This window comes from Pseudomonas sp. AGC41 (assembly GCF_057334555.1).
Map to the genome: position 1 here is coordinate 4,984 of NZ_JBHFJB010000151.1, position 6,324 is coordinate 11,307.

A 6,324-nucleotide genomic window follows, 5' to 3' on the forward strand; every position below is an offset into this window, starting at 1 on the left:
AAGTCTACGGTCAGGCGATACAGTTCGCACAGTCCTTCGGTAAGTTCAAACGCGACTACATCGAAGTTGATGGCGGCGGTTGAGCTGAAGGTAAAGCGCACATCACGCGGATGAGGCATGGCAACTCCTGCTGGCAATCCATGTGGCAGGTTGAAAGGTTTTGAACCTTAAAGAGGAGTTGTCTGGCTGTCGCCTTCATGCTTTCCGTATTTGCTGTGGGAAGTTTCTCTATCTGCGACCGAAGAATTTAGCGAGGCCGCTCGTCATTGGCCGGCGTCCCCCAAAAAAACACGGCCCGCCTCCATAAGAGACGAGCCGTTATTCAAACCTTCAAGCGAGCCATGACGGCCTCGCCGAGTGGCTTATTGATTCAAGCGGAAATCCTTCTCGGCCGCTTCGAAGCGCTGCAGCATGCCGGCGGTTGGCGAACCCATCTTGCTGACCACGTAGATCGCCAGGCTGGCAAAGATGAAGCCAGGGATGATTTCGTACAGGCCGAGCAGCTCGAAATGCTTCCAGACGATGACGGTGATCGCACCCACCAGGATCCCGGCCAGCGCGCCGTTGCGGGTCATGTCTTTCCAGATCACCGAAATCAGTACCACAGGACCGAAGGCCGCACCGAAACCGGCCCAGGCGTAGCTCACCAGGCCCAGTACACGGTTTTCCGGGTTCGCGGCCAGGGCGATGGCAACCAATGCCACCAGCAGCACCATGAAACGACCTACCCAGACCAGTTCCAGCTGGGAAGCGCTCTTGCGCAGGAACGTCTTGTAGAAGTCTTCGGTCAGGGAACTGGAGCACACCAGCAGTTGGCAGCTCAAGGTGCTCATGACCGCCGCCAGGATGGCCGACAGCAGGACACCGGCAACCCATGGATTGAACAGCAGTTTCGCCAGCTCGATGAACACGCGCTCAGGGTTCTCAGTCACCGGACCGGCCACTTCAGGGTGCGCCGAGAAGTAGGCGATACCGAAGAAACCGACGGCAACGGTGCCGCCCAGGCACAGGATCATCCAGGCCATGGAGATGCGACGCGCCTTGGCAATCGACTTGACCGAATCCGCCGCCATGAAGCGCGCCAGGATATGCGGCTGGCCGAAGTAGCCCAGGCCCCAGCCCATCAACGAGATGATGCCAATGAAGGTGGTGTTTTTCAGCATGTCGAACGACGTAGGATCTTTCGCTTCGATGGCCAGGAAAGTGGTATCGACGCCGCCGGTGGCCAGCAACACGATGATCGGCGTGAGGATCAATGCGAAGATCATCAGCGTCGCTTGTACGGTGTCGGTCCAGCTTACGGCCAGGAAACCACCGATGAAGGTATAGGCAATGGTCGCGGCGGCACCGGCCCACAGCGCGGTCTCGTAGGACATGCCGAAAGTGCTTTCGAACAGACGGGCACCGGCGACGATGCCGGAAGCGCAGTAGATGGTGAAGAACACCAGGATCACGACCGCGGAGATAATCCGCAGCAAACCGCTTTTGTCTTCGAAGCGGCTGGAGAAGTAGTCCGGCAGCGTCAGTGCGTCACCGTTGTGCTCGGTCTGCACCCGCAGGCGACCGGCCACGAACAGCCAGTTCAGGTAGGCACCGATGATCAGACCAATGGCGATCCAGCTTTCCGACAGGCCGGACATATAGATCGCGCCGGGCAAACCCATCAACAACCAGCCGCTCATGTCGGAGGCACCGGCAGAAAGCGCCGTCACGACACTGCCCAGGCTGCGACCGCCCAGGATGTAATCGGAAAGGTTGTTGGTGGAGCGATAAGCCATCAGGCCGATCAGGACCATGGCTGCGATGTAGATCACGAAGGTGATCAGGGTAGGATTGCTGAAACTCATGAGTACGCCCTGGCTTTGTTTTTATGGTGCGGTGGCAGTTGAAAACCCGGACAACGCAGACGCTGTACCGACGTTTTGTGGACCCGCAATTTATGACTGATGTTTCCCCAGGAAAGCCATCAGCCGATGCACTCCGACTCAAACCGGTTGCACCTTGGCCGCGAATGCTATTCAACAAATCAAATTAGGTGCAACCAGTTTCGTTGAAATAAGTTGCACCCAGTCGGAATCCTCTCACCAATGTCGCGTTTCGCTCTGTTTTGGTGCAAAACCAACGCCTCTCATGAGCGCAGTCGCACCAAGTAAGTGCACTAAAGGAACAGCCCTATACGGTTCCGGATGAGCTGTTCGATATTCCGACAAAAAACCGGTTGCACCCGGTTGCACCTCTATCAGCGCGCAGCTAATCTTGCCGCCAGCTGATGCCACGCCATACGTGGTAAACATGAGGATAAAAATATGGCTACCACCACCCTTGGGGTCAAACTCGACGACCCAACCCGCGAACGCCTCAAGGCCGCCGCGACCTCGATTGATCGCACGCCGCACTGGCTGATCAAACAGGCAATTTTCAATTACCTGGAAAAACTCGAGGGTGGTGCAACCCTGACCGAGCTGAACGGTTCAACCCGGGTCGACAGTGATGATGCCGGCGAAGTCCAACCCGATCACGCTCACCAGTGCTTCCTCGAGTTCGCCGAAAGCATCCTGCCGCAATCGGTCCTGCGCGCTTCCATTACCGCCGCCTACCGCCGCCCTGAGCCGGAAGTGGTGCCGATGCTGATCGAGCAGGCGCGCCTGCCGGCTGAAATGGCCGAGGCCACCAACAAGCTTGCGGCATCGATTGCGGAAAAACTGCGCAACCAGAAGAGCGCCGGCGGACGTGCCGGTATTGTCCAGGGCTTGCTGCAGGAATTTTCCCTGTCGTCCCAGGAAGGCGTGGCGCTGATGTGCCTCGCCGAAGCACTGCTGCGCATCCCGGACAAAGGCACCCGCGACGCACTGATTCGCGACAAGATCAGCACCGGCAACTGGCAGCCGCACCTGGGCAACAGCCCGTCGCTGTTCGTCAACGCCGCCACCTGGGGCCTGCTGCTGACCGGCAAACTGGTCGCCACCCATAATGAAGCCGGCCTGACTTCGTCCCTGAGCCGCATTATCGGCAAAAGCGGCGAGCCGATGATCCGCAAGGGCGTCGACATGGCCATGCGCCTGATGGGCGAGCAGTTCGTCACCGGCGAAACCATCGCCGAAGCCCTGGCCAACGCCAGCAAGTTCGAAGCCAAGGGCTTCCGTTATTCCTACGACATGCTCGGTGAAGCCGCGCTTACCGAACATGACGCCCAGAAGTACCTGGCCTCGTACGAGCAAGCCATTCATTCGATCGGCAAAGCCTCTCACGGTCGTGGGATTTACGAAGGCCCGGGCATTTCCATCAAGCTTTCGGCCCTGCACCCGCGTTACAGCCGCGCGCAGTACGAACGCGTCATGGACGAACTGTATCCGCGCCTGTTGTCGCTGACCCTGCTCGCCAAGCAATACGACATCGGCCTGAACATCGACGCCGAAGAGGCCGACCGCCTCGAACTGTCCCTGGACCTGCTCGAGCGCCTGTGCTTCGAGCCGCAGCTGACCGGCTGGAACGGCATTGGCTTCGTGATCCAGGCCTACCAGAAGCGTTGCCCGTATGTCATCGACTATGTGATCGACCTCGCTCGTCGCAGCCGTCACCGCCTGATGATCCGCCTGGTGAAAGGCGCCTACTGGGACAGCGAGATCAAGCGCGCCCAGGTCGAAGGCCTGGAAGGCTATCCGGTCTACACCCGCAAGGTGTACACCGACGTTTCCTACATCGCCTGCGCCCGCAAGCTGCTGTCGGTGCCGGAAGTCATCTATCCACAATTCGCCACGCACAACGCCCACACTTTGTCGGCGATTTACCATATCGCCGGTCAGAACTATTACCCCGGTCAGTACGAATTCCAGTGCCTACACGGCATGGGCGAACCGCTGTACGAACAGGTTGTAGGCAAGGTTTCCGAAGGCAAGCTGAACCGTCCGTGCCGTGTGTACGCGCCTGTCGGCACCCACGAAACGCTGCTGGCCTACCTGGTGCGTCGCTTGCTGGAAAACGGCGCGAACACTTCGTTCGTCAACCGCATCGCCGACCAGTCGATTTCCATCCAGGAACTGGTGGCCGATCCAGTGGCGAGCATCGAGCAGATGGCGACGCTGGAAGGCGGTTTCGGCCTGCCGCACCCGCGTATTCCGTTGCCACGCGATTTGTACGGCAGCGAACGCGCCAACTCCAGCGGTATCGACCTGGCCAACGAACATCGCCTGGCCTCGTTGTCCTGCGCCTTGCTGGCCACCGCCCACAACGACTGGAAAGCCGCGCCGATGCTCGGCTGCGCCGCCAGTGAAGAATCCCCGGCTCCGGTGCTGAACCCGGCCGATCACCGTGACGTGGTTGGCCACGTGCAGGAGGCTACTGTCGCTGATGTCGACAACGCCATCCAGTGCGCCCTCAACGCCGCGCCGATCTGGCAGGCCACGCCACCGGCCGAACGCGCCGCGATCCTGGAGCGCGCCGCCGACCTGATGGAAGGCGAGATCCAGCCGCTGATGGGCCTGCTGGCCCGCGAAGCCGGCAAGACCTTCGCCAACGCCATCGCCGAGGTGCGCGAGGCCGTGGACTTCCTGCGCTACTACGCGGTGCAGGCGCGTAACGATTTCACCAACGATGCCCACCGCCCATTGGGCCCAGTGGTCTGCATCAGCCCGTGGAACTTCCCGCTGGCAATCTTCAGCGGCCAAGTCGCTGCCGCACTGGCCGCCGGCAACCCGGTACTGGCCAAGCCTGCCGAACAAACCCCCTTGGTGGCGGCCCAGGCTGTGCGCCTGATGCTCGAGGCCGGCATTCCGGAAGGCGTCCTGCAATTGCTGCCGGGCCGTGGCGAAACCGTTGGTGCCCGCCTGGTGGGTGATGATCGCGTCAAAGGCGTGATGTTCACCGGCTCCACCGAAGTCGCCCGCCTGTTGCAGCGCAACATCGCCGGACGCCTGGACAACCAGGGCCGGCCGATCCCGCTGATCGCCGAAACCGGCGGCCAGAACGCGATGATCGTCGACTCCTCGGCCCTGACCGAACAAGTGGTCATCGACGTGGTGTCCTCGGCTTTCGACAGCGCCGGCCAGCGCTGCTCGGCCCTGCGTGTATTGTGTCTGCAGGAAGATTCCGCCGACCGCGTCATCGAAATGCTCAAGGGCGCCATGGCCGAATCGCGCCTCGGCAACCCTGAGCGCCTGTCGGTGGACATCGGCCCGGTGATCGACGCCGAAGCCAAGGCCGGCATCGAGAAACATATCCAGGCCATGCGCGACAAAGGTCGCAGCGTGTACCAGATGGCGATTGCCGACAGCGAGGAGTCCAAGCGCGGCACCTTTGTGATGCCAACCCTGATCGAGCTGGAAAGCTTCGACGAGCTGCAACGCGAGATCTTCGGCCCAGTGCTGCACGTGGTGCGCTACAAGCGCAAGGAGCTGGACCAGTTGATCGGCCAGATCAACGCCTCCGGCTACGGCCTGACCCTGGGCGTGCACACGCGCATCGATGAAACCATCGCCAAGGTGATCGATAACGTCCATGCCGGTAACGTCTATGTAAACCGCAACATCGTCGGTGCCGTGGTCGGCGTGCAGCCGTTCGGCGGCGAAGGCCTGTCGGGCACCGGTCCGAAGGCCGGCGGCCCGCTGTACCTGTACCGCTTGTTGTCGACTCGTCCTACCGATGCGATCCAGCAGTCCTTCGTCCGTGGCGATGCCCTGTCGGCACCGGACCTGCGCTTGCGCGACGCCATGAGCAAACCGCTGACCGCCCTGCAAGCCTGGGCCGACAGCCACAAGCTCGCCGAACTGAGCGCCCTGTGCGTGCAGTTCGCGGCCCAGTCGCAAAGCGGCATCACCCGCCAGCTGACCGGCCCGACCGGCGAACGCAACAGCTACGCCATCCTGCCCCGCGAGCACGTGTTGTGCCTGGCGGACGTGGAAGGCGACCTGCTGACGCAACTGGCGGCCGTATTGGCCGTAGGCGGCTCGGCCGTGTGGCCGGAAACCGACACCAGCAAGGCGTTGTTCGCACGCTTGCCGAAGGACATTCAGGCGCGCATCCAGCGGGTTGCCGATTGGACCAAGGACGACGTGCTGTTTGACGCAGTCCTGCACCACGGCGACTCGGACCAGTTGCGTGGCGTCTGCCAGCAAGTCGCCAAGCGCGCCGGTGCGATCGTCGGGGTCCACGGTTTGTCCCAGGGCGAAACCAATATCGCCCTGGAACGCCTGGTGATCGAACGCGCGCTGAGCGTCAACACCGCGGCGGCAGGTGGTAACGCCAGCCTGATGACGATCGGTTAAACCGCTATAAACCAGGCGCCTGCAATGGGTGCCTGGCAATCGAAACCCAATGTGGGAGCGGGGC

General features: G+C 61.4%; 2 protein-coding genes. One reads left to right on the top strand and one right to left on the bottom strand.

Going from position 1 to position 6,324, the window contains the following annotated elements:
- Positions 1 to 362 precede the first annotated feature (362 nt).
- Positions 363 to 1,847 (bottom strand): sodium/proline symporter PutP, encoded by a 1,485-nt coding sequence (putP, locus tag ACE04F_RS24645; RefSeq protein WP_486110306.1) that lies wholly within the window; start codon positions 1,845 to 1,847, stop codon positions 363 to 365.
- 459 nt (positions 1,848 to 2,306) lie between these two features.
- On the opposite strand from putP, the gene putA reads away from it, so the two are divergent.
- Entirely contained in the window at positions 2,307 to 6,260 is a 3,954-nt protein-coding gene (gene putA, locus ACE04F_RS24650) for a trifunctional transcriptional regulator/proline dehydrogenase/L-glutamate gamma-semialdehyde dehydrogenase (RefSeq protein ID WP_486110307.1), read from the top strand.
- The last annotated feature ends 64 nt before the right edge of the window (positions 6,261 to 6,324 follow it).